Source organism: Olsenella sp. Marseille-QA0557, from assembly GCF_965119725.1.
Taxonomy (GTDB): domain Bacteria; phylum Actinomycetota; class Coriobacteriia; order Coriobacteriales; family Atopobiaceae; genus Coprovicinus; species Coprovicinus avistercoris.
The window spans coordinates 155,757-177,268 of record NZ_CBCPMI010000001.1; the positions used below are offsets into that span (position 1 = coordinate 155,757).

Genomic DNA, 21,512 nt, shown 5'->3' on the forward strand with positions numbered 1-21,512 from the left:
TAGTTGAGCTTGGAGAATGCCTGCCACCATCCGCCCAGCGCTTCCGCAGGACGGGTTCAGCCTTGCATCATTATCAAGCTGCCGAGAAGAACGGGCGAGAAGAACTAGCCCCTCAGCACGTCGTCCATCATCGCGTAGCGCACCGCGTCGATGGAGTGGTCGTTGCCGTCCGGGATCTCGTCGACCCACGTGCCGTCGCGGTCGCGCTCGTACTCCTTGAGCCGGAACTCCTCGTAGGCGAGCGGCGCCCGCTCCGGGTCGATGCAGATCTCGCGCAGCCCCGCCAGCCACTCGTAGGAGAGCCGCCGCATGTTGCTCTTCCGCGCCGGCCGCACGCGCAGCCCCGCCTCCCGGCGCCACACCGCCATCGACTGCTTGCCGTCCGGCGTGTCGTCGCACCAGATCAGCTCGTCGTGGAGGTAGGCGTCCTCGCCGGGCTCGTCCGCGTAGGTGAGCGCCCCCACGACGAGCGCCGCCGTCTCGGAGGGTGTCTTCCTGTTCGCCGACAGCTCGCCGAAGATGGTGAGCCTCCGCTCCCCGGGCTCCCAGCCGCAGCGCACGAACCGCCACGGGTCCGGGAACCATCCCCAGTCCACGCCGCACCGCGTGCGCGAGAAGCCCTGGCACGCCGCGTCGGACAGGCGCACCGAGACCACGTTGTTGAACACGCTGCCGCCGGTCCCCGTGACCTCGCCCAGGTACTCCGAGCGCCACGCCTGCTCGTCCACCTCGCGCAGGTACTCCGCCTCCTCCACGAAGGGCCCGCCCAGCCACTCCGGGTGGCTCTCGATCACGTCGAGATACGAGCTCTGTCGCACGAGCGTGTCCGCCCGCCGCTCGCGCTCCAGCTTCTCGCGGTTCACCCAGCTCCAGAGCGTCCTCGGCGGGTTGTAGCTGTAGAAGATCCAGAAGTCCTCGCCGCCGCGCCTGAGCGAGTTCAGGATGGAGCGCACCGCGTCGATCCCGTCGAACTGGTCGAGCTCCTCGAACCACGTCACGGCGCAGTACCCGCGCGTGAACTTCACGCCCTTGAGCTTGAGCGGGTCGTCGGCGCCGCGGAACACGATGCGCTGCCCCGTGGGCAGGTACGTGATCTCCATCGGCGAGATGCGGGCGTGGAACCACCGCTCGAGCCCCAGCTCCGCGATCGCCCACGTCACCTGCTGGAACACCGAGTCGCGCAGCGTGTTCGAGAACCGCCGCACCACCACCGCGTTCGCCTCCGGATGAGCCAGGAGGAGAAGGACGACGCACAGCGATATGAACGAGCTCTTCGTGGAGCCGCGCCCGCCGTAGAGCCAGTAGTGCGTGTGGCCGTGGGCCATCACGTCGCCGAGCACGTCGTGGAAGCGCGGGATCACGAGCGCCGACGCGTCAACCATCAGCACCGCCCCCATCGAGGCCGGGCAGCCTCTCCTGCACCGGCTGCGCCACCACGCCGAGCACGATCCTGGGAGCCGCGTCCTCGCGGCCCTCGTCGCCCTTGCGCTCCGCCTTGCCGAACTCGTCGGGGTACTTGCGCTCCAACAGCCACGCCGCCGCCGTCCAGTACTGGTTGCGCGCGAGCGCGGCCGAGCGGATCGTGGTGAGCAGCGTCCGCTTGAACGCGCTCTCCTCCTTTTTTAGCCCCTCGCTTAACGCGCGCTGCAGCTTGTTCTTGGGGTCGCCGATCCAGCGGTAGAACGTCGACTCGTGGATGCCCAGCGCGCAGATGATGTCGCCGTTGGAGAGGCCGTCCGCCTTGAGCGCAATAGCCTCGTCCACCATCTCCTGCGTCAGCTTCGGACGCCTCGCCATGCGAATCACCCCCGTGAGCGTCGATAAACTTCCCCACGGTGGATTCTCATGGCACGTCACAATAAGAGAGAATTGGACCTCACTCTTCTGCCTCAGTGGCTATGGCACATGCCGAACGGGAGCGTGACTGATTCTGAGATAGCTGGGGAAATGCCCGTCTTTGGCAGTGAGAAAACCAAGTATCGTAAATGTATTATGCCCTTTGTATGTTTCACCGGCGTTTTGTTGCGCGACGACAAGGGTGTCGCGAGGACCTTCTGCTCTGATGATTTCGAAACGACCTTTTGACAAGTCGGAGAAGAAGTTCTCCAAGTGCTCTCTTCTATAGAGCTCCTCAGAGGTATCAAAGGTGAGCATTCCACTCGAATCTTTAAGCACGACGCGCTTATTTCCAGACAAGCTTTCGTAAAGCCGTATCGACTCATCAACCGCACCTCGGCACCAGGCGATGTTATCCTTTGCCTCAGTGAGTAGATTCTCCATAGCTTCAAGTTCATAACGCCTTTTAACAAGCCTTCGGCGCATCCACTTGAGGGATAGAGAGAATAATGTGCGATCTTCCACGAAGCTGGCATTTCGCAAAGTGTTGTCTGCGGACGCGATAAGCTCGTCTTTTTTTGAGGCGTTCTGGCTTACCTGATCCTCTTGCTCTTGAAGTGTTTTCCGTAGCTTTTTCAAGTTTTCAATGCCATTAACAGCATTCGATGGTGCATCCGAGGTTGTGCCAACAAAGTTTGTCTGGGGAGTTTCCAAGCTGACAGCAACCTTTTTGAAATATTCAGAGAGCTTACTCTGAGCATCGACGGATTGAGATAAATTCTGGCTCAGTTTTGTGAGCGCCCTTAGAGATGTTCTTGCCTCGTCGAGGATAAGAAGTAGCTGAGACTTAAGAGCCACGTAACGATACAGGTTTTTCAGCCCCGACATCAGACACCAGGCAGCAAGTATCAGCAGAAGGAAATACGCATACAAGTTGAGGGGGGAAAGGAAGTCAGCCACGTCCAGGAGCGAGGCGAGGCGGACGACTGCAAAGAACAGTACTCCTCCCAAAGCAAGGAATACAACCGCCCTCGGTAGGCATGTCCAGCGTGCCTTACCACCTGTAAGCATACCCAGCTCCCTCTCAATGTGTTCGGAAAGCATATTGAGAGAGCTGGACATTTTCTGATTGCCATCTAGCTTTGAGGCGAGATTCTGATATATCTCAATGTCATTTTTAATGCGCCCGCGTTGACTGACCTCTGAAAAGAGAGATCCGACTAAGGAGAGCACTGCGGCAAGGAACGGGACAATCACAGTAGCAATCAATTCGATCGTCACATCCAACCCCCCTTAAACCTCCAAGAGAACTTTATTTGGTTCAGTTTATATCGAGGCAGGAACTCTGATGTTTTGGCATCGCCCCACACGGGTTCTATGGATTAGAGAAGCCGCTAGATTAATTCCGCTTCCGACGCCCCTTGAGCCCGTACTTCCTGCACAGGCGGCTGTTCCGCTGCCGCATCATGTCCCGCTCGCGCCGAACCGCCTCCAGTTCTGCGGACTCCTCCGCGTGCGCCCTCTCACGCTCGAGCTGCTCGTTGAAGGCGCGCTCCTGCTCCAGGTGGTAGCGCTCGGTGCAGAGCGGGCACATCCCCGTCTGCCGGTTGATCTTCACGCCCACCGCGCCGCACTCCGAGCACACCGTCTGCACGGCGAGCGAGCAGTGGATCCGCGACGCGCGCATCTCCACCGCCCGCACGGAGTGGGCAACGCCGCACCTGCGCTCGATCTCGGCGGCCGCGTAGGCCGCGCCCCGGAAGCTCACCTCGCGCAGGACGTCGTCCTGCTCCTCCGTCCACCAGCTCATCCGTGCCCCCTCCCTCCGCGTCTCATGCCGCTACCCGGGCGCGTCTCGTCCCCGCTCAAGACGGCGAACAGCCCGCCTATCAGCGAGGACGCCGCCCGTCTCAACGTCTCGACCGAAACCGCGCCCAAGGCCCCCGCCCGCGCGTGCGCGCGCCCGCGCCCGCCCGCGCGCGACGTCCCCCCATGTCTCGTCCCCGTCAAGACGTTGAGACAGGAGGAGGGGACGCGCACCCTCACCAGCCGCCAGGGGCGTCTCGACCCGTGTCTCAGCATGGCCCGCCCCCTTGAGACGGCGCCACCGTAGGCGGCGCGCCCGCCGAGCGCTCGAGCATGGCCTCCAGCGCCGCGTTGTCCACGCACACGCAGTACACCCGCGAGTCGCCGAAGCGCTTCTGCCGCGTGAACCCGCGCCCGGAGCCGGGCAGCAGCACGCCCTCGTCGGCCATGCGCCTGAGCGTCTTCTGCCGGTCGAAGTTGGCGCCCGCGAGCGCCTGGTCGAGCACGGACGAGAAGACCCACCAGCAGAAGCCGGGGCGGTCCCGGTACTGCTCCACCGACCCCCAGCGCTCGAGCCGGTCCATCTCCGCCGAGCTCTCGAAGTGCAGGCGGTTGCGCACCAGCCACTCGGCCACGAACTGGATCGCCTTCACGTCGGTGTCGCCGCCGTCCGCGCCCGTGGCGTTCACGAGCGCCCAGCGCGCCATCAGCATCGCGCCCTCCAAGCACGCCTCCCAGTCGCTGCCCGGCGCGAACACGTAGAACTGCGCGAGGGCGTCGGCGAGCGCGAGCAGCGCCACGTTGTCCGCCTGCGGGTGCCCGCCGGCGGCGGCGCACACGGCGTCGCGCACGGAGGAGAACTGCCCCGCGTAGAAGGCCGCGTCGTTGCGGCGCAGCGCCGCCACGTAGGCGCGCCCGGCGGTGCCGTGCTGCGCGGAGACGAGGTGGTGCATAGCCTGGGCCGCTCGCACGTCCTCGAAGGGCTCCGCGCAGAGCTCGAGGGTGCGGTTCGCCGCGCCCTGCTGCGTGGAGGAGCCCACGATGGGGATCTCGCCGGTGGCGATCGTGAGGCAGCGCCACGAGCCCGCCCTCATCATCGTCCGGTCGGAGTTCAGCGCGCCGCGCTCGTGGCCGAGCGAGAGCGAGTAGAGCAGGTCCTCCACGACCTGCCGCTTTCCCGCCTGGCCGCCCACGGCGCCCTTGCTCTGCAGCTCGTCGATGATCACGGGTATGTCGTGCAAAAGGGCCGCCGCGCGCACGATGCTCTTGGGCGTGTCGGCGAAGGTGCGGAAGTAGCTGTCCGCGCCCTCGGTGGGGTCGCCCCACACCGAGCCCGCCGCCTTGAGCGTCGGCGTCTTGCCGGAGCGCGAGCGCCCCCAGAGGTAGACGATGAAGGTCTGCACGCCCAGGAGCGACACCAGGGGCGAGGCGAAGCTCGCCGCCAGCACGCAGCGGAACGCCATGGAGGCCGCCCGCGCCGGCGCCACGCCCTCGACCCACTCCGCGAGCGTGCCCGCCGGCTCCATGAAGGGTCGCGCCTTCACCGCCTCGTCCGGGCTGGGGTCGAAGCGCACGCCGCCCTCGCCCAGGTCGTAGGGCATGAAGGCGGATAGAGGGCCGTCCGCCCACCCCAGGTGCACGACGCTCCTCGCGCGCGGCCGCGCCCAGCCGAAGCGGCGCTCCACGTCGGTCAGGTAGCGCACGACGTCCTTCGCATTCGCGGACGAGACGTTGGCCCCGAGCGGCGCAAGCGCGCCGATCACCTTGCTCTGGTTGAGAAGAACCTCGCGGTCGAGCGCCCGCTCGCGCACGCCGCCGGGCACCGTCACGCGCACGAGGGCGCGCACGTCGCCGGTGTCCACGTCCACGAGGTCGGCCGCCACCCAGGGCGCCGTCGAGGTGACCGAGCGCGCCAGCTCCCCGTCGCGCCCGCGTACCCAAAGGCGCCCGCGGGCGTCGACGAACCAGCCCTCCACCGACGGCGCCGTCTCGAAGTCCGGCGCCTCCTCGTCAGGGGAGCCCCCTCCATCCGTGTCCGGCGCAACAGCCGAACATACGTTCTTATCCTTAGCACGAGAAGGGCGTGCCTGGCGAGAAGGACGGCCTGCCCGTCGCTCCCTCGGCCGGTAGAACTCCGTGCAGCCCTCTATGGCCCTCTCGATCGTCTGCGCCCCGTAGGTGGTGCCGCCCCGGCGGCTGTCCCACTTGTCGCGCATGAGGCCGGAGCGCCGGAAGATCCGGTCCATGCGGGCGGCGGTGCCCGCGCACCAGAACGCGAGGTGCGAGCACAGCGCCATGTCCGCCGCCGAGCGATCGCCGCCCTGCGCCGAGCAGTCGCCGGCCATGAGGGCGCGGATCGCGTCGCCGCTGCGGGAGGCGTACATGCGCTCGAGCAGCGTCTCGTCGTCCACGTCGGCGCCCGCGCCCGATGCCGCCGAAAGCGTCGGCTGCGCGGCTGCCCGCCCCGGCTCGATCCACGTCCGGTACGCCTTCTCGACGACCTCGGGGTTGGACCCCAGCGTCCCGCGCCCCTCGAACACGTTCCCCGTCACCGTGAAGTAGCGGTCGTGGTCGTACATCTCCACCACGCGCCCGCCGGGCTGGCCCTTGCGCGAGCGCTGGGCCCAGTCGGGCTTCGCGCCCCGGAAGATCAGGTGCAAGCCGTCGCCCGAGGGCGAGACCTCCGTGTAGGTGCCCGCCTCCTCGACCACCCAGCGGTACGCGGGGTCGAGCACACCATCCGAAATCACGTGGTCGAGGTCGAGCCCCGTGAAGGCGCGGTCCGGCCCGAAGACGAACCCCACGCCGTCGCAGCGCCAGCGGCCCACGGCCGCCACGGCCTCCTCGAAGGTCGCCCACGTCGCGGGGTCGGTCGACTTGGCCATGCGCCCGGTGTGGGCATCGACCGGCAGCTTCGTAGACTTGCCGTTCCTCGTCTCGCGCCGCCAGCACACCCATCTCGGCTCGCGGCGCAGCTCCTCAGGTACGCGTGCCAGCGCGCCCCCGGCCCCGCCCGGACTACTCGCTGTCCTTCCTGTCATCTGAGGCCCCCTTCTTCGCGTTCGGGAACACCACGTCGCGACAGATGCGCCACCGGCCGTTCACCTTGTCGGCAGGGATCCGGCCCTCGCGGATCCCCCTCGTGATGGATCCCTCGTGCTCGCCGGTCACGTCGGCGAGCTGCTTGGGGGTCATGAAGTAGGGCAGCTCCTCGAAACTCATCACGCTTCCTCCTCATCCGATCTGCCTCTGGACCGCACGCCGGCGAACCGACTGTCACGAAGTGGCACCTTCCGTCGCCGTGCAGCCGTAGAATATCACAGGAAATGTCATAGAGTGAGATTCTTTGCAAGATTTGAGGTAAGATAACTCTTGAGCATTGAATGGCTTGTCAGTGAGTGATAGAATCTGTTGCGAAGCGTAACAAGTCAACGGAGGGCGCCTGCAGTCTCCCTCCACAGGACGAACACATTCGAGAAAGGCGGACGCCATGGCGAGCAACCTCCAAGAGCTCCGCAAGGCAGCGGGCTACAAGAACGCCAACGACTTCGCCGAGGCGCACGAGATCCCCTCGTCGACCTACGCGCGCTACGAGTCCAACCCCGACAAGATCCCCATGGAGCGGGCCTGGCAGCTCGCGGACATCCTGGGCACCACCATCGACGCAATCGTCGGCCGCGAGACCCCGGCGCCGGGCACCGCGCGCGGCGAGGTGCAGCTGGAGTACGACGGCCTCACGCCCGAGGCCCGCGCGCTCGCGGACGAGATGCGCGAGTTCGTGCTCATGAAGGACGCCAAGATCCGGGAGCGCAAGCGCCGCGAGGAGGAGCGTCCCTGGGATGCGCTCTGCTACCAGTACGAGCGCCAGATGCTCGCCGAGATGGGCGAGGGCGCCGCGTTCGGCGAGCTCGTCACGTTCGAGAGCGCCGATGAGGCCCGCTCGGCCTTCGAGTCCTACCTCCGGAAGCTCGCGGCCAAGAAGCGCGGCAGGTTCCCCATCAAGGCGCTCGAAATTGCCGACGACAAGACCATCGAGAGGATCATGGAGGCATACGACCGCACCCACGGCGAGTTCGAGCACGAGGGGATGCAGGTCATGTGGAGCTCCGTCGACGCCCGCGTGGCGGTCGAGTTCGACTCCGGCACAGGGCAGAGGGGAGGTGGCGCGAAGGCGTAGACAACGAAACAGGTGGGCCCGCGGGAGCTGGCACTCCCACGGGCCCGGCGTCCGGTCCAGAGGCAAATCCAGAAGGGACGGTGACAAGTATATGTCACTAACCGCAACCTCCCAAACCCCCTACAAGGCCATAAGCGGCAAAAGAACACTCCAGAGGCTCCGCCGCCAGGCGGGCTACCGCTCCGCGAAGGACTTCGCCGAGGCGCTCGGCATCCCCGGCTCCACCTACGCCCGCTACGAGCGCGCGGGCGACGGCGCCGGCTGCGGCATCCCGCTCCCGGCGGCGTGGCAGATCGCGGATGCGCTGGGCTGCTCCATCGACCTCGTGGTCGGCCGCGAGGACATCGACGCGCCGGAGCCCGAGGGCATCCAGCCCCGCTACGACGCGCTCAGCCCCGAGGGGCGCAACCTCGTGGACAGCTACCTCTCCTACGTGGAGCTCGGCGAGCGCGCCGCACGCTCCCAGGGCAGGCGGTGAGCGCCATGACCGAGAGCGAGAAGAACCTTCGCGTCGTGTCCTACTCCATCACGGACGACGCCGGAAACGAGGTCCCCGTCGTCGCCCTCGTCGCCGCGCCCGGCGAGGCCCTGCGCCTCGACGAGCCCTGGCAGCGCGAGCTCGCCCGCGACCTCGAGTGGCACTACCGCCCGTCCTACGTCGTAGTCGGGGACGGTGAGTAGCATGGCCAAGGTCACCGGTGAGGGCTCCATCATCCAGATGGAGAAGGACAAACCCAAGAGCAAGTGCCGCAAGTGGCAGCTGCGTGTCCCCGTGGGCCTCGACCCGCGCACGGGCAAGTACAAGACCCGCACGAGGCGCTTCAACGGCACCTACACCGAGGCGAAGAAGGCCCTGCGCGAGTTCATCAAGGAGATCGAGAACGACGAGGTGCACAAGAGGTCGGGCACGACCATCAAGGAGTGCGCGGAGGACTTCATGACAAGGCGCCGTGCGTCCGGCGAGTTCACTGAGAACACCAACGTGACCTACGAGCGCTTCTTCAAGGCGATCAACCGTCACATCGGCTACGCCGACGCCTCGAAGGTCACCCGAGAGACGCTTGAGAAGATGTACGCCGCCATGCGCTCCGGCGACACCCTCTCCGGCAAACCCGCCAGCGGCACCTATCTCAACCAGATCCACAAGACGCTCAAGCTGTTGTTCGACGACCTCGTGAAGGACGGTGTCGTCGCCAAGAACCCCTGCACCGAGATGGACACGCCACGCAGGGACACCCAGCCCCGCCGCGCCCTCAAGCCGGAGGCCATTCGGGAGTTCATAGCGCAGCTCGACTTCACTCGGGAGGCCGACATCGCGTACTTCCTCGCGGTCAGCACCGGGATGCGTCGCGGGGAGGTCTGCGGCCTCTCGTGGCGCGACGTCGACCTCGAGAGCCAGGTCATATCGATCCGCAAGTCCTACGACTGCTTCGGGAACCTCAAGGACCCCAAGACGAAGGCCGGCGTGCGACGCCTCCCCATGCCCGACTCCGTCCGAGACGCCCTCGCCATGCACAAGGAGGCGCAGAAGGCCCGCATCGACGAGTACGCGGCGGAGCAGGAGAGGCTGGCGATGAAGAACGGCGAGAAACCCGGAAAGCGCCTGGAGCAGAGCGAGAGCACCCCGGTCGTTCTCAGCACGACCATGGGCAGGCTCAGCCCAAACGTGCTCGAGGCGTGGTGGCTGCGCGACCGCGAGACGCTCGGCCTCGACGGCTGGGCGTTCCACGAGCTGCGTCACTCCTACCTCTCCACGCTCGCCCTGAGGGGCGTACATCCCAAGGTGATGCAGGAGCTGGCCGGCCACGCCTCGAGCGAGATCACGATGGAGATCTACACCCACGTGAACATGGAAGCCAAGCGCGCGGCGGCAGACGTCGTGAGCGACCTCTTCTCGGAGCCCGTTGAGGCCGCCCCCGCCATCACTCCGATCGTCCAAGTCGAGCCCCGCGTCATCAACGGCGGGCGCCGACTCACCCTCGTAAGCTCACCTCGTGAGCGCGTTGAAAACGCCCCTGAAAGTGCCTCAGAGCAACCCCGAGAACGATTCGTACCGGATTCGTACCAGGCGGCAACCCGCTGAAAGGAGGTCAAAAGAAACGATACCTTCTACCTGCGCATTTATTCGCCCTTTCGGACCCACCGCCCTCCTGCGTCATTAGCAAAGAGCTCACGGTCCTCTCCCGTTCGAATAGAGGCAATGTCACAACCAATAACCTCCACATCATACTTTTTAAGCACACCGGACTCCGCAAGCTCTACTGCACAGTTCAACCCTGTCTGTCCGCCCATATTTGCAAGCAATGCATCAGGACGTTCGCGAGCGATGATTTTTTCTACCGATTGCGCAGTAACTGGCTCAATGTAGGTTCGGTCGGCCATCGCAGGATCGGTCATGATGGTTGCGGGATTGGAATTAACCAGCACCACCTCATAGCCTTGTTCACGCAAGGCCTTACATGCCTGAGTTCCGGAATAATCAAACTCGCACGCCTGACCAATAACAATTGGACCAGAGCCAATAATCAAAATCTTTTTAATATCAGTCCTCTTGGGCATCCTACTTACACCTCTCCCCGCATGCGAGATAATTCTCTTCTCCTCTCATAAGCGCCTTAAATGCATCGAACGCATAGAGCGCATCGTGAGGACCAGGTGCAGCCTCTGGATGGTATTGCAGAGAAAAGGCCGGCTGATCAAGGAACTGCACGCCTTCAAGGCTACCGTCATTGAGATTGATATGAGTGAGACGAACACGCCCAAATTCTTTTGTTTGCACCACCGGCGCGATATGTCTTTTGCACCAAAAGCGCAAATCACCATCGGAGGGATGCTCTGAAATCCCGCCGGAGAGTTCTGGGATGAGTTGTCCAAATGAAGAAAAAATCGGCACATAATTGTGATTTTGCGCGGTTATCTCCACGCGATTGGTAAGCATATTCATGACGGGTTCATTGCCGCCATGATGACCAAAAGGAAGCTTGTCGATATGTGCGCCAGCAGCGAGTGAAAGTGCTTGGTTTCCTAAACAAATGCCAAAAAGCGGAATAGTGCCGATAAGAGCATGGGCTATTTCAGCAAGTTCAGGCACACTCCTCGGATCGCCCGGTCCATTGGAAAGCATGACACCATCGGGTCTAGAAGCCAGCACATCCTCTGGTGCAGTGTCCCAAGGAACTACCTGAACCTCGCAGCCAACCGACTGCAAGCTCTTAAGAATAGATTTCTTAACACCAAAGTTATAGACCACCACGGTATGGCGTTCATCAGACTGAACACTCTCCTTGCTGCTTGCAGGAAGCGTGGTGATATGGTCGCGCGAGACGTCAGCTACATAGTTATGATCTGAAATAAAACTCGATTCACGCACGCGTGCCAAAAGACTCTTAGGGTCAAGGTCTTGAGTTGATATGGCTCCACGCATTGCACCTGCGCTGCGAACTGCCAACGTTATGGTTCGTGTATCAACACCTTCTATTGCGACAATCCCCTGTTTTTTAAGCCACGTTGGCAAAGCATAATCACTCTGCCAATTGCTCGGTGTATAGCACATATCATGGACGATAAGCCCTTTGAGTGCAGGAGTATCAGACTGTAAATCCGCCTCACAAACACCGTAATTTCCCACCTGAGGATAGGTAAGTGCCACAATTTGACCTGCATAAGATGGGTCGCTTATTACTTCGGGATAGCCCGTCATGGAAGTATTAAATACTACTTCGCCAAAGGTTTCTCCATCCGCACCCGCAGAGAACCCTTGCAACACAAGGCCATTCTCTAGCGCAAGCAATGCCCGAGGTCGTTTTCCGGCATCTACCAATAGGTTCATACACTGCCCCTCTCAGCCGCGCGTTATGCCGCATATCTCAAGCATTTAGCGAACAGCATGGGGCAGAACAAACGTCCGCCACTCATGCGGCAGACACTAAAGGATGCTTGCAACTATGTGCAGCTCAACGCCCTTTTCGGTATCTCGTACCGCATTAAAGGTTTTGAACAGTATAGAGGTTAGTGGTATGAATACAATCGTTGATTTAAAACCAGTTGTAAAAAGTTGATCTCAGCGTTTTGGCTCAATATCAAAGATTTGCGCACCACAGGCATTGATAATGCGTGTACCTGAAGGATGATTGCGCTCACGCTCAATACGACCGTAATTCATATGAACATGACCGTGCACCATAATGGTGGGATGCACGATCTCCAAACAAGTATTAAATGCTTCAAAACCTTGGTGAGGAAGATCGTCGAGGTCTCCATAACCGCGTATGGGAGCATGCGTCACCAATAAATCAATCTCGCCCGATAGTCTCGCCAGCAGAGATTGCTTGAATACCTTCCAATACATCTCTTGTTCGGAATAACCGACAATGCGGTCGTTGTAGCGAACAGATCCGCCGAAGCCCATAATGCGCAACCCCTGGCACTCTATCGTGCGGTTATCAATAGGAATGCATCCCTGGGGAGGATGGTTATCATAATCGCGATCATGATTGCCTGGAACATACAATAACGGAACATTGGCAAGAGTCACGATGTGTTCGAGATAGGTTGCGGGCAAATCACCACAGGATATTATCAGCTCAACATCTGCCATACGATCACGATCATAGTAAGTCGTAAGCCAGGCCTCTTCCACATCTGATATAGCAAGTACTTTCATGAGTAACAATTCTTTTCAACATAGTGCAAACATATGCATTTATTTGTAGATATGCCTAAGGCGAATACGCTGCCATTACGTGAGGATGTCTTTATAGGGCAGCGTGGCAGGATCAAGTGGAATAAGCCCGCTTACCTCAACCTGTTTCAAACTGTCAAAAGAAAGCTCACGCTGCTCAGGAAGTCTGCCAATAACATTTTCATTGAGCCAGCTCATATGAACAATCTCTTCGCTTGTAAGATGCCCTGCTTTGCCGCTTTGGACAATGCCTCCTTGGCTATGCAATTCACCTGCAAAGGGATTTGCTCGCCCGGTAAGCATGGATTGCCTCAGGCCTTCCACAAGGACCCGTTGACCATAAGCCACGACATCTTCCAGATGAACATCAAGAATGCCTGCCGACATGCCCCACCAATAATTCAAGGCCTCCCCTACACGCCTTGAGCCTTCTTTTCGCCAAGTTTCATTGCGAATAGAGCGCACAATCAACTCGTAATAACGTGCCCATTTCCAAATGGGATTGCCGAGGCGCACGCATGTATCATCATCCTCGATACGATAAAGACCCCAAGGCTCATCTGGATTGAGTGGGTCAGCATAGTCCCGCGCCGAAATTACGCGCACATCACTCTCGGCAAGCTCACGCTTCCAGTCGTAATCCTTTGCAGAAAACCACTTTAGAAACACAACGGCATGCGGATCTACCATCTGCGCCCCGAGCGCAAAAGCGTTAATTTCGGCGACGCTGCCATATACCGGAGAGTCTGCAACATAGCCAATCCGATGATTTACTGCCTGCGTTGCCGCCAATGCACCAAGAAGATATTTAGCTTCATAGAGTCGCCCACTAAACGTTCTTACGGCACTGTGCGACAAACTCACAGAACAGTTGATAAAGGCACATTGAGGATGTGCAAGCGCCTGACGCAAACAGGCACGCATTTGCGTGGGTGAAATAGTAACGATAAGATCCACACCTTGCTTAAGCGCATCCTCTACCGCAAGCTTAAAGTCGTCATAATCGAGACAGTCGTCATAGGCTCGTGTGGAAATAGTTGGGCCCAATCGCTTTTCAAGTTTTTTGCGACCGCGCTCATGAAGAAGACACCAACCATCTGTTTGGGGGCTATGCTCATACATAAAGGCCATACGAAAAGGTTTTGCAAGCACAGCATCTTTATAGAGGTTTTTAAGCTCAGGAATGATGTTGCCTCTAAACTCAGCAGGATCCTCTAAATAGGCTACCTTTCCACCATCACGAACGACTTCAAACTCTTCCCAAAGACGTCCAACCCGTTCATCTATTTCCTTGGGTAATAGTTTTGAGGTGGTCTCAAAACCATAAACCTTCAGAAAGGTAAGAAATGCATCGCCCACAGAAAGGCCAAGCATATCTCCACCCCGGCGGTTAAAAGATTGTGCAAATGCATCAAAGGAGTTTTTGAGCATTTGCACTTTCTCGGCAGGCCATTTCTGATCGAGATTCTCGCCGAGAAGCGCTGCAAGTTGCAGGTAATCGCCTTCATTGGAAAATACGATACCGTAGATGGGAGCAACCTGATAAAACCTCGTGAACTCTTGGTACACACGATACGCCGGGCTGTCCGAAGGCATCGGCAAAACACGTGTAATCGTCGCAAGTATTGTCGGTTGTTTTAAATAGCGCAGCACTGAAACGCGTTTATTGCCCTCTTGCACATAGAAGCGCTGCATAAACTCAAAGACTACGATCGGCTCACGAATACCCTCTGCGCGCTGCGAATCAATGAGATCGCTCCACTTCATCGCAAACTCCGAGGACGACTCAGGAAGCGGCATGAAATTCGATGAGAAACTATTTTGCCTGCCGCGTGTTTTTGTCCCAGCAATGAGGGAGATGTCGATTTCCGACAAGCCGATAGGTACCTCAGCCTGATAACCTTCGCCTTTTAAAATATCGTCAAGCGCTGGCGGATAAGGATATTGTCCCGCAGCAACATCTTTTTGGACACGCGCATATGCGAGCTTACGAGCCTTGCGATAGTCTTCGAGCATTCTTTACTCACGCCCCTGCGTTCAGACATGCAGCGCCAACCTGACGTATGTTGGTACGATAGATATTCTCAATACCCACATAGGGAGCCATATATTCAACGTAGTCTTGCGTATGTTCTGATGGAACAACGCACATAATTACCCCTGCAAAGCCGCCGCCATGCAGACGACAAACACCACGTCCAAGACGACGTAAATATATTTCTGTAAGAGCGAGTGCTAGAGGAATGGACTGCTCTGCAGGATCTGAAGATACATAAGCATTTTGCAGCCACTTCCAAGAAGAATTGCCTGAAGCTTCAATCAGATTGAGTACCTCGGAACGATTCCCCTCATGAAGCGCCTGAACCGCCTTATCAACTCGGCCGCACTCCTCAAAGAAATGAAGCGCACGTAAAACGGCACGATCCGATCCCACACACTCACGAACTTCAGGAAGACGGCGCAGTAGATCATCCTCACTTATTTGGCTGAGCTGCTCCACGCCAAATACGTTGGCAATGGCATGCATTTCTTGAGGGACAGAAGAATACTCCTCAGAAAGATCCGCGTGGCCTTTACCGGTATTAACAATCACCAAATCGCACCCGAGCGAATCAAATGAAAAATCAACCTTTTCGTACTTCACTCCGTCCGAGAAATCGAGCACGATTGTGCCACCCACAGCACACGCCATTTGGTCCATAAGGCCAGATGCCTTTTTCCAATAGACATTTTCCGCATACTGTCCGATATAGGCGTAGTCTGCACGCTCAATAGAATCGTGATTAAAGAGATGATCAATTACTTGAATAATGAGCATCTCAAAAGAAGCAGACGAGCTCACACCTGCCGATGGAATTACTTCGGAAGACACTGTTGCATTAAAACCTGCAACACGATACTTGCGATCACGGAGCGCTCGAACCATACCCGCTACGAGCGAAAGGCTCCCTTGGCATGGCGGAATGGTCTCAACTGCATCAACATCAAAAACGATAGGCTGAGAATAACCTTCACTCACAATTTCAATGGTATTGGTACCATTTGGAGCCGCAGCCGCAATAGTGTCCATCGTTATGCTTGCAGCTAAAATCTTGCCACCATTGTGGTCGGTATGATTGCCAATTATTTCTGTACGGCCAGGCGCTGAGAAAAACTCGAGGTCAGACTGGCCAAAGCGATCAATATAGCGGTTTTCAAGCACCTTGAGGCGCTCAGCAGTCTTCTCAGCCGCAACACCATAAACTTGTTTGAGCTGATCAATGGTTGGAACTGCCATGATGTCTCCTTTTGTTCTATTGCACACTCGCAATAAACCTATCGAGTGCCTCGTGCCCTTCGTCGTTATCGGCAAAAACAGCACACTGTTCAAGCACGCGGGCAAATACCGCGCCTATTTCCTGTTCAATAATGTGATCAAGCTCTGCTGCCGCTGCTGCACTATCGAGGTTCTGGATATTTTCGGGTGCATACGCGGGATGGCGCTGTAAGACTTCAGCCGCCCATGGAGCGTGAGCAGCACACACCGGATTTGTTGCTGGATCTTCTCCCGCAAGAATCATACGTTTGAGTTCGTCCATCTCACCCACCAGGCGTGCGGGCAGCACAGCAAGACCCATCACTTCAATCAAGCCGATATTCTCTTTTTTGATGTGATGAAGCTCCTGATGGGGATGGAAAATGCCGAGTGGATACTCTTCAGTTGTCCGATTATTTCGAAGTACGAGATCAAGCTCATACATTTGTCCACGGCGTCGTGCAATAGGCGTAATCGTGTTATGAGGCACGCCATCTGTTTCAGCCAAAATATCCACGGATGCATCGGAGTAACTGCGCCATGTTGTAAGAATTTTGTTGGCAAGCTCCACAAGACGGGCAGGCTCAGAGCAATCAAGTCGGATAACCGACATAGGCCAGTCAACAATGCCAGCCTCTACATCCTCAAAACCAGGGAAAACTATTCGTTTACGCATGCCGGCTCGAGCCATAGCAAACGTATACCGCCCTCCCTGATAATGCTCATGCGTAAGAATTGAGCCACCCACAATAGGAAGGTCGGCGTTTGAGCCAAGCGTGTAGTGCGGAAATATAGTGACAAACTCGAGAAGGCGTTCAAACGTTACGCGATCAATACGCATTGGAACGTGCTGGCGCGAGAGCACAATGCAGTGCTCGTTGTAATACACATACGGGCTGTACTGCAAATACCATGGCTCATCTGCCAAGGTAAGTGGAATCAGCCGAATTGTTTGGCGAGCCGGATGATCAAGTCTGCCTGCATAGCCCTCGTTTTCACAACACAACTGACAACGAGGATAGCTTCCCTTATTGCCTTTATTTTTGAGGGCGGCTGCTATAGCCTTTGGATCTTTCTCAGGCTTCGAGAGGTTGATAGTGATATCCAAATCGCCATACCGAGTAGCAACCACCCATTTTTTATCTCGTGCAATTCGATATGAGCGAATATAGTCGGAATCGAGCGCAAGTTTGTAGAGATAGTCCGTAGCACTCTCACAAGAATCGTGATAGCGCTTCCAGAACGTATGAACCACCTGGCTTGGACGCGGCGTAACACAGCCCATAAGCCGTGTATCAAAAAGATCACGACTGGCTATGCCGTCTTCAATAACTCCTCGAGCAACAGCATCGTCGAGCAAGCATGCCAAAAGCTCCTCTAGCGGAGGCTTTGCCGCCTGTGCTGTGGCCTGAATTGGCTCAAAGGTGGCTTGAGGCTCGTAGTGCAACGCATCGAAAAGTTGGTTTGAAGCAAACACTATATCTTCTTCGCCAATGAGTTGGCGATCGAGAGCATAGGCAACGAGAGCTGCTACACCATCCTCAGCATTGCGAAACCATGAAGCGTTCATCGCATCTCCGTCCTGCTGCTATAAAGCAACATGCTGTGCGCTTGTTTGAGTTCAACCAGGATCCACAGCAGGTTATATCAGCTGATTTTTTGCAGACCTTTATCCCTCTACTCGCTCGAAACGATAGAGATAGGATGCATACATTTCTGTATTAACCGGCAATGGCATTCCCATATCCATAAGGGCATTTGCGGGATACACCACTCCTGTGGTGAGCTCGCGATAGTTAGCCCCTGGAGTTAAACCGCGCAATGTTACGTAATTTGCTTGGGCATACCCTTCAACCTTAAGGACAACTGCCGTCATAATTGCCTCAGAACCATCCTCTAACACGTTCTCCCAGGCACACACATCATCATCCATAGGCGAAGAAAGTCGATAGAGCTCTCCTTCGCAAACTATGTTCTCTATTTCGTGATAAAGGCTGATCTGACGGCGAATATGATCGAAAGCACGACCAGGCAGCTCATTTAAATCTAGTTCGTATCCAAAACTACCGCCTGCCATGGCCACATGTCCGCGCGTCGTTAAGGGTACCGTACGATTATTTATCTCATTTGGACATGCAGATACATGTGCACCCATAACTGAAAGTGGGAACCCAAATGATGATCCATATTGAATTGTGAGGCGATTATCTGCGTCGGTATTATCGCTCGTCCAGATTTGAGGGGTGTAATACATCATGCCCGCATCATAACGGCCACCTCCGGCAGAGCACCCCTCAAACAGCACTTTGGGATAGCGCTTTATCAGACGTTCAAGCAGGTCATAGACACCAATCATATAGTCGTAGAGCACTTTGCCCTGATCAGTTGTTGTACGGGAATACGCATCGGTAATACAACGGTTGTAGTCCCACTTAACGTACTCAATATGCGCCTGATCAAGTATGCCGCAGAGTTGCTCAAACAAATTATCTCGCACGTCAGCTCGCGATAGATCAAGAACAAGCTGATCACGCCCAAGAGTAGGAGCTTTTCCAGGAAGTGCGAGGACCCAATCGGGATGAGCACGATACAAATCGCTGTCCTCGCTGATCATTTCAGGCTCTACCCAAATACCAAACTTAAGACCAAGATCATTTATCTGATCTGCAAGTTCCGCGAGTGATCTGCCGAGTTTTTTCTCATTAACACGCCAGTCGCCGAGCGAGCAAATATCGTTATCGCGCTCTGCAAACCAGCCATCGTCCATCACAAACAGCTCTATACCAAGATCAGCTGCTGTTTTGGCAAGATCCAGCAAGGAGTCGCCATTGAAATTAAAGTGCATTGCCTCCCAGCTATTTACAAGCACGGGACGGCGGCGATCGCGCCAATATCCCCGGCACACGCGCTTCCTGATGCATCGATGCATAATGTTAGATATACGCCCGATGCCCTCATGTGAATAGGCCATGATGACTTCTGGAGCAACCAAACGCTCGCCGGGATTGAGAGGATATGAGAAGCGGTCATCAGAAAGGCCCATCTGTACACGAACCTGGTTGTACTGATCGCGCTCCACCTCAGCTTCAAAACCACCGCTATAAACATAGTTCATTGCCCAAGCGCGCCCATTGAATTCAGTTGCAGCATGATCGCAAACAATCATAAATGGACTGTATTGATTCGATGACATGCCACGACGACTGCCCACTGAGAATGAACCATGTCCAATACGATGACGATCTGGCCTACGCTCCATTGCGTGTCTGCCATTAAATGTCATGACATCAAGATCGCCGTGAACAAAATCGAGACAAGCACTCTGTAAACGCTCAACGGTTACAGAAGCATTGCCCGCATTAGTAACAATGAGCGCACGTGTAATCACATCAAAATGTGGCAACACACCATAGAGCAGCTCAACCTCAAGCCCAAGTCGCTCGTCACGTAATTGAACAGAGAGAGACTGAGCCTCATCATCTTCCTCGCTGTAAACAGCTGGAAGTCCCGGAAGTGAGAACATGCCGTTTGAAATGGTATGACCTACATAGCGTAAGTCACAGCCAAATGCACCCTCAGCATCGCGCACAACAAGCAAAGGACTGCGCATATCGCCGCTCCCCTGGAAGGGGAATTCTTGAGGCAATACATCAAGCGAATAGGTGCGGTCATGCACATCATAAGGGCAACCACACATACCGCTGCGGTCTGCATACGTTACAAGATATGACATATCACCTGACGTACGAGCACCATAATAGAGATGTATCAGGTAACCGTAAGGATCAACCTTCATTTGATATGTCGTTGTATCGGTAGTAAGCGTGATGAGTTTCGTTGCGGAATTAAAATCAATCGGCATGAATCCAGGGCCTTTCCAAAGATAATTCAACAGCTAATGCCTTATAGAGAGGTGCTCCAATCGTGCCTCAGTGACTCGATTGGAGCGCAACTCAATATAAAGTTCCCCTCAGCACTGCTACAGTATTTGCTACTTCACAGCACCGTTGGTAACACCACCGATAATCTGCTTCTGAGCAAAGATGTAGAAGATAATCATCGGAAGCATAGCGAGCAGATAAGAAGCAAATGCAAGTGGATAGTCGGTACCAAATGCTGTCTGGAAGCTCATCTGTGCAAGCGGGAGCGTATATACACCCGAGCCGCCCATGATTACCAGCGGGGTCATAACATCATTCCATACAGCGAGTCCCGTAATGACTGCAACAGTAGCATGCATGGGCTTCATGATAGGAAAGATAATCTTCCAGAATGTTGTCCATGTAGAGGCGCCGTCCACACGGGCTGCTTCCTCAAGGGCAATGGGGATGTTCCTGAGATAACCCGTGTAAAGCATGATGTTCATAGGCATGTAGAACACGATATACAGAATCATGACACCCAGCATATTATCCAGATGAAGGATGGCTGTCTGCTTAACAAGCGGCATCATAAGAATTGCAAACGGAACATACATACCAGCGATAATGAAGAGATACGACCACTTAAAAGGTTTACGGTCCATATTGCGCCCAATAGCATAGGCGGCAAGAGAGTGCAGAAGAATCGAAACCACTACCGCAACGACCGTAATAAGCAGCGAGTTCAAAAATGAGCTGAAGAACTGCGTTTCCTTTATTGCCTCAAGAAAGTTTGCAAAATCCCAGTGAGCGGGCAGTGTAAAAATTTCGAGACCTGTTGGCATAGTCTCTGACACGGAAATACGTGCCGTCATATAAAGCGGAAAAACAATTACTACAATCGCGAGGAGAATCAGAGCGATGGTAATGGGCCAGTTAACCCGCTCTTTGACCTTAGCACCATATGCATCTTTAGCCATTAGAGCTGCTCCTCTCTACTGCTCAAGAAGTTCGTCTGAATGATGGAGATAACTGCAATAAGAATGAAGAAAATGACCGCGTTAGCGCACTGGAAGCCAAACTGTCCACCTGCAAGACCATTGTTATAGATAAGGAAAGAAATAGACTCTGTAGACTGAGACGGGCCACCAGATGTCATAGCAATGATCTGATCGAACACCATGAGCATGTCCTTCATCACTAACACCATATTTGTTGTGACGGCAGGCATAATAAGCGGCAACGTAATGTAGCGGAACTTGTTCCATCCGGTTGCACCATCAAGGCTGCCGGCCTCATAGACATCCTCAGGCACTGAAGAAAGACCCGTAATATAAATAATGGTCGTTTGAGCACAGCCCTGCCAAATCAATACAACTACGATTGCAATCCAAGCCAAACTCGGCGAAGCCAAGATTGATTCGGTTCCGGTAATTGCTGGGATAATCCATGTGAAGAGATAGCTGAAAACATAACCAACTACCAAGGCACCCAGAATCTTTGGAACGAAAAACATTCCGCGAAGAGCACTCTTAAACTTGATTTTGCTCGAAAGCGCAATAGCAAGCATAAGAGAAAACACATTCGTCAGAATTGTTGCAACAACTGCAACCTTAAAGGTGAAAAGGTAAGAATTGCCTACACGCGCATCACTGAAAAGATCGATGTAATTCTGAAGCCCTACTATTTCGTATGAACCAAAGCCCTTTGAGTTGGTAAAGCTGTAGAAAAAGCCTGTAAGCAGTGGAAATGTATTAAATGCGATAAATAGAATAAGCACCGGGATGAGGATGGCATAAAACGTTTTCATGCGTCCTGAGCCCACCTTGCTCTTACTAAGATTTGCCATAGCACTCC

Annotated in this window: 18 protein-coding genes and 1 pseudogene; 4 read left to right on the top strand and 15 right to left on the bottom strand. The window is 56.2% G+C overall.

Annotated features, from left to right (window positions below):
* Window positions 1-104 precede the first annotated feature (104 nt).
* The 6 genes from ACQY6Y_RS00715 to ACQY6Y_RS00740 all read right to left on the bottom strand — a co-directional run bounded on the left by ACQY6Y_RS00715 (window position 105) and on the right by ACQY6Y_RS00740 (window position 6,864).
* Window positions 105-1,397, bottom strand: a complete 1,293-nt coding sequence (locus ACQY6Y_RS00715) for a PBSX family phage terminase large subunit (protein ID WP_428378393.1) — start codon at window positions 1,395-1,397, stop codon at window positions 105-107.
* Window positions 1,375-1,797, bottom strand: coding sequence for a hypothetical protein (locus ACQY6Y_RS00720; RefSeq protein ID WP_428378394.1), 423 nt, complete (start codon window positions 1,795-1,797; stop codon window positions 1,375-1,377). Before ACQY6Y_RS00720 ends, ACQY6Y_RS00715 begins: the two co-directional genes overlap by 23 nt.
* A gap of 99 nt (window positions 1,798-1,896) precedes the next feature.
* The gene (locus ACQY6Y_RS00725; protein WP_428378395.1) at window positions 1,897-3,123 is read right to left on the bottom strand and encodes a hypothetical protein; all 1,227 of its coding nucleotides are present in this window, start codon (window positions 3,121-3,123) and stop codon (window positions 1,897-1,899) included.
* A 112-nt stretch (window positions 3,124-3,235) separates the two neighbouring features.
* A complete protein-coding gene (locus ACQY6Y_RS00730; RefSeq protein ID WP_428378396.1) occupies window positions 3,236-3,646 on the bottom strand; it encodes a hypothetical protein in 411 nt (136 codons plus the stop codon).
* A 265-nt stretch (window positions 3,647-3,911) separates the two neighbouring features.
* Window positions 3,912-6,527 (bottom strand): DUF927 domain-containing protein, encoded by a 2,616-nt coding sequence (locus tag ACQY6Y_RS00735; protein ID WP_428378397.1) that lies wholly within the window; start codon window positions 6,525-6,527, stop codon window positions 3,912-3,914.
* Between the two features lie 133 nt (window positions 6,528-6,660).
* Window positions 6,661-6,864, bottom strand: a complete 204-nt coding sequence (locus tag ACQY6Y_RS00740) for a helix-turn-helix domain-containing protein (RefSeq protein WP_428378398.1) — start codon at window positions 6,862-6,864, stop codon at window positions 6,661-6,663.
* A 268-nt stretch (window positions 6,865-7,132) separates the two neighbouring features.
* On the opposite strand from ACQY6Y_RS00740, the gene ACQY6Y_RS00745 reads away from it, so the two are divergent.
* The 4 genes from ACQY6Y_RS00745 to ACQY6Y_RS00760 all read left to right on the top strand — a co-directional run bounded on the left by ACQY6Y_RS00745 (window position 7,133) and on the right by ACQY6Y_RS00760 (window position 9,902).
* Window positions 7,133-7,819, top strand: a complete 687-nt coding sequence (locus tag ACQY6Y_RS00745) for a helix-turn-helix domain-containing protein (RefSeq protein ID WP_428378399.1) — start codon at window positions 7,133-7,135, stop codon at window positions 7,817-7,819.
* A 91-nt stretch (window positions 7,820-7,910) separates the two neighbouring features.
* Window positions 7,911-8,297 (top strand): helix-turn-helix domain-containing protein, encoded by a 387-nt coding sequence (locus tag ACQY6Y_RS00750; RefSeq protein ID WP_428378400.1) that lies wholly within the window; start codon window positions 7,911-7,913, stop codon window positions 8,295-8,297.
* A 5-nt stretch (window positions 8,298-8,302) separates the two neighbouring features.
* Window positions 8,303-8,500, top strand: a complete 198-nt coding sequence (locus ACQY6Y_RS00755; protein WP_428378401.1) for a hypothetical protein — start codon at window positions 8,303-8,305, stop codon at window positions 8,498-8,500.
* Between the two features lies 1 nt (window position 8,501).
* A complete protein-coding gene (locus ACQY6Y_RS00760) occupies window positions 8,502-9,902 on the top strand; it encodes a tyrosine-type recombinase/integrase (protein WP_428378402.1) in 1,401 nt (466 codons plus the stop codon).
* Between the two features lie 80 nt (window positions 9,903-9,982).
* Here ACQY6Y_RS00760 and carB read toward each other — a convergent pair.
* The 9 genes and pseudogenes from carB to ACQY6Y_RS00805 all read right to left on the bottom strand — a co-directional run.
* Window positions 9,983-10,378 (bottom strand): annotated as a pseudogene (carB, locus tag ACQY6Y_RS00765) (carbamoyl-phosphate synthase large subunit); the annotation flags it as partial.
* A 1-nt stretch (window position 10,379) separates the two neighbouring features.
* Window positions 10,380-11,648 carry a glutamine-hydrolyzing carbamoyl-phosphate synthase small subunit gene (carA, locus tag ACQY6Y_RS00770; RefSeq protein WP_428378403.1) on the bottom strand — a complete coding sequence of 423 codons (1,269 nt, stop codon included), beginning with the start codon at window positions 11,646-11,648 and terminating at the stop codon, window positions 10,380-10,382.
* A gap of 231 nt (window positions 11,649-11,879) precedes the next feature.
* Window positions 11,880-12,482 (bottom strand): metallophosphoesterase family protein, encoded by a 603-nt coding sequence (locus tag ACQY6Y_RS00775; protein WP_428378404.1) that lies wholly within the window; start codon window positions 12,480-12,482, stop codon window positions 11,880-11,882.
* A gap of 75 nt (window positions 12,483-12,557) precedes the next feature.
* Complete coding sequence (locus ACQY6Y_RS00780) at window positions 12,558-14,516, bottom strand: BMP family ABC transporter substrate-binding protein (RefSeq protein ID WP_428378405.1); 1,959 nt, start codon at window positions 14,514-14,516, stop codon at window positions 12,558-12,560.
* A 7-nt stretch (window positions 14,517-14,523) separates the two neighbouring features.
* Window positions 14,524-15,777 carry a galactokinase gene (locus tag ACQY6Y_RS00785; protein ID WP_428378406.1) on the bottom strand — a complete coding sequence of 418 codons (1,254 nt, stop codon included), beginning with the start codon at window positions 15,775-15,777 and terminating at the stop codon, window positions 14,524-14,526.
* Between the two features lie 16 nt (window positions 15,778-15,793).
* The gene (locus tag ACQY6Y_RS00790; protein WP_428378407.1) at window positions 15,794-17,365 is read right to left on the bottom strand and encodes a UDP-glucose--hexose-1-phosphate uridylyltransferase; all 1,572 of its coding nucleotides are present in this window, start codon (window positions 17,363-17,365) and stop codon (window positions 15,794-15,796) included.
* Window positions 17,366-17,464: 99 nt separating this feature from the next.
* A complete protein-coding gene (locus ACQY6Y_RS00795; protein ID WP_428378408.1) occupies window positions 17,465-19,657 on the bottom strand; it encodes an alpha-galactosidase in 2,193 nt (730 codons plus the stop codon).
* Between the two features lie 129 nt (window positions 19,658-19,786).
* Window positions 19,787-20,635, bottom strand: a complete 849-nt coding sequence (locus ACQY6Y_RS00800; protein WP_428378409.1) for a carbohydrate ABC transporter permease — start codon at window positions 20,633-20,635, stop codon at window positions 19,787-19,789.
* The gene (locus ACQY6Y_RS00805) at window positions 20,635-21,504 is read right to left on the bottom strand and encodes a carbohydrate ABC transporter permease (RefSeq protein ID WP_428378410.1); all 870 of its coding nucleotides are present in this window, start codon (window positions 21,502-21,504) and stop codon (window positions 20,635-20,637) included. The genes ACQY6Y_RS00800 and ACQY6Y_RS00805 overlap by 1 nt, the downstream gene beginning before the upstream one ends.
* Between the last annotated feature and the right edge of the window lie 8 nt (window positions 21,505-21,512).

Excerpts from the sequence above, each read along its gene's own strand:
- ACQY6Y_RS00735 (WP_428378397.1), bottom strand. The coding sequence starts at position 6,527 with ATGGCCAAGTCGACCGACCCCGCGACGTGGGCGACCTTCGAGGAGGCC.
- ACQY6Y_RS00800 (WP_428378409.1), bottom strand. The coding sequence starts at position 20,635 with ATGGCTAAAGATGCATATGGTGCTAAGGTCAAAGAGCGGGTTAACTGG.
- carA (WP_428378403.1), bottom strand. The coding sequence starts at position 11,648 with ATGAACCTATTGGTAGATGCCGGAAAACGACCTCGGGCATTGCTTGCG.
- ACQY6Y_RS00775 (WP_428378404.1), bottom strand. The coding sequence starts at position 12,482 with ATGAAAGTACTTGCTATATCAGATGTGGAAGAGGCCTGGCTTACGACT.
- ACQY6Y_RS00740 (WP_428378398.1), bottom strand. The coding sequence starts at position 6,864 with ATGAGTTTCGAGGAGCTGCCCTACTTCATGACCCCCAAGCAGCTCGCC.
- ACQY6Y_RS00730 (WP_428378396.1), bottom strand. The coding sequence starts at position 3,646 with ATGAGCTGGTGGACGGAGGAGCAGGACGACGTCCTGCGCGAGGTGAGC.
- ACQY6Y_RS00805 (WP_428378410.1), bottom strand. The coding sequence starts at position 21,504 with ATGGCAAATCTTAGTAAGAGCAAGGTGGGCTCAGGACGCATGAAAACG.
- ACQY6Y_RS00750 (WP_428378400.1), top strand. The coding sequence starts at position 7,911 with ATGTCACTAACCGCAACCTCCCAAACCCCCTACAAGGCCATAAGCGGC.
- ACQY6Y_RS00720 (WP_428378394.1), bottom strand. The coding sequence starts at position 1,797 with ATGGCGAGGCGTCCGAAGCTGACGCAGGAGATGGTGGACGAGGCTATT.
- ACQY6Y_RS00795 (WP_428378408.1), bottom strand. The coding sequence starts at position 19,657 with ATGCCGATTGATTTTAATTCCGCAACGAAACTCATCACGCTTACTACC.
- ACQY6Y_RS00785 (WP_428378406.1), bottom strand. The coding sequence starts at position 15,777 with ATGGCAGTTCCAACCATTGATCAGCTCAAACAAGTTTATGGTGTTGCG.
- ACQY6Y_RS00755 (WP_428378401.1), top strand. The coding sequence starts at position 8,303 with ATGACCGAGAGCGAGAAGAACCTTCGCGTCGTGTCCTACTCCATCACG.
- ACQY6Y_RS00715 (WP_428378393.1), bottom strand. The coding sequence starts at position 1,397 with ATGGGGGCGGTGCTGATGGTTGACGCGTCGGCGCTCGTGATCCCGCGC.
- ACQY6Y_RS00790 (WP_428378407.1), bottom strand. The coding sequence starts at position 17,365 with ATGAACGCTTCATGGTTTCGCAATGCTGAGGATGGTGTAGCAGCTCTC.
- ACQY6Y_RS00745 (WP_428378399.1), top strand. The coding sequence starts at position 7,133 with ATGGCGAGCAACCTCCAAGAGCTCCGCAAGGCAGCGGGCTACAAGAAC.
- ACQY6Y_RS00760 (WP_428378402.1), top strand. The coding sequence starts at position 8,502 with ATGGCCAAGGTCACCGGTGAGGGCTCCATCATCCAGATGGAGAAGGAC.
- ACQY6Y_RS00780 (WP_428378405.1), bottom strand. The coding sequence starts at position 14,516 with ATGCTCGAAGACTATCGCAAGGCTCGTAAGCTCGCATATGCGCGTGTC.